Source organism: Secundilactobacillus malefermentans DSM 5705 = KCTC 3548, from assembly GCF_001436395.1.
Lineage (GTDB): Bacteria > Bacillota > Bacilli > Lactobacillales > Lactobacillaceae > Secundilactobacillus > Secundilactobacillus malefermentans.
This window is the reverse complement of the sequence record NZ_AZGJ01000109.1, coordinates 1-1375: the sequence shown is the minus strand read 5'-3', so window position 1 is coordinate 1375 and position 1375 is coordinate 1. Positions and strand designations below refer to the sequence as shown.

The following is a 1375-nucleotide window of genomic DNA, read 5'->3' as shown; positions in this document are numbered from 1 at the left end:
GGCTCTTTGTCAAATCCTGTTGATAGATGAATTTGGGACACTGTTAGAAGTTATGCAACTTCTAACAGTGTCTTTTTGTTTGGTTTGGTTCTCATTTGTTGTAATTTAACTCTTGAAACTAAGTGGTGATAATTTCGGAAACCGAAGGCAGTTCTTTGAATTTGCTTAATCATTCTATTGATCCCTTCAATTGGACCATTAGAATACTTTGATTCACTGGCATTGAGGACTATTTCAAGATTCTTTTTAAATGTGGTTAAAACATCTTTCATTTGCGAGCTAAGCTTATCGTTGTTATATAAATATTGAACAAGACCATCTTTGTCGTGATTTTTAAGACATATCATAATGCCTTGCATGGCGTTATAAGTATTTAACAGTCTTTCATCAACATCTAGACCTAACTGAACTCTTTCGAGTTGAGTTACTTGTTTCCTAAGGTGTCGATCGAAAAATGTTTTTTTAATCTCAAGCTCATCGAAGTGTTTTAAATAAAGTTTCCAGGAGAATTTAAGCATCCGATATTCCTTGGATTGTTTCTTGTATTCTTTCATAATTTGAACGCGACTTTGGTTAAAAGATCTAGTCATCATCGCAACAATATGAAAACGATCGACAATTATTTTGGCATTTGGAAATACCAATCTGGCGATATCTTGATAGTAACTATTAAGGTCCAGAGAAACTGTCTTTACTTGCTTTCTAGCGGTGCTGTCAAACTTATTAAAGTAATCAATAATAGTTTGTTTAAAGCGATCCGGTAGGATCTGTTGAATTTCATGATCACCATCACCGTTAATACAAAGAAAGTGGAAATCGCCGCCAACACCACGAAATTCATCCATAGATAAGTGCTCAGGTAAAGAATGATAATTTCTCCGAAATAGATCATCATAGTTGTCTAAATAGCGACAAACGGTACTGGGAGAAACACTATTATCTAAAGCAATACTAGTCTGAGTACGATCATCCTGAAGATGCATGAATATTTTTTGTCTGGTAGCTTTGGAAATATTACAATACTTATTGACGAGGTCTGTTGTTGCCATTACCGAGTTTCCACAATTTTTACAGATTAATCGTTCTTTATGAAGTTCAAGATAGACGGGCTCACTAGCGTTGGCCGACGGATATGAAACGCGTGACACATAGTGTCCGTTATGACTAAAGTTTTCAAAACCACATTGAGGACACCTTGTATAAGTGGCTTTTACATTGGCAACATAGACTTTAGCAGGTTTTGATTTTATGAATTGATGCTTATAACTGAAAAAAATAACATTTGGGTCTTTAATACTGAGTGAAAATTTTATATTATTATCTATAGGGTTCATGGTTTCTCACATCCTTTGATGATGCTGTAGTGGGTGGATTT

The 1375-nt window shown here is 34.8% G+C and carries 1 protein-coding gene; it reads right to left on the bottom strand.

Going from position 1 to position 1375, the window contains the following annotated elements; genetic code table 11:
- Positions 1 to 50: 50 nt before the first annotated feature.
- Complete coding sequence (locus tag FD44_RS09915; RefSeq protein ID WP_010620868.1) at positions 51 to 1334, bottom strand: ISL3 family transposase; 1284 nt, start codon at positions 1332 to 1334, stop codon at positions 51 to 53.
- Between the last annotated feature and the right edge of the window lie 41 nt (positions 1335 to 1375).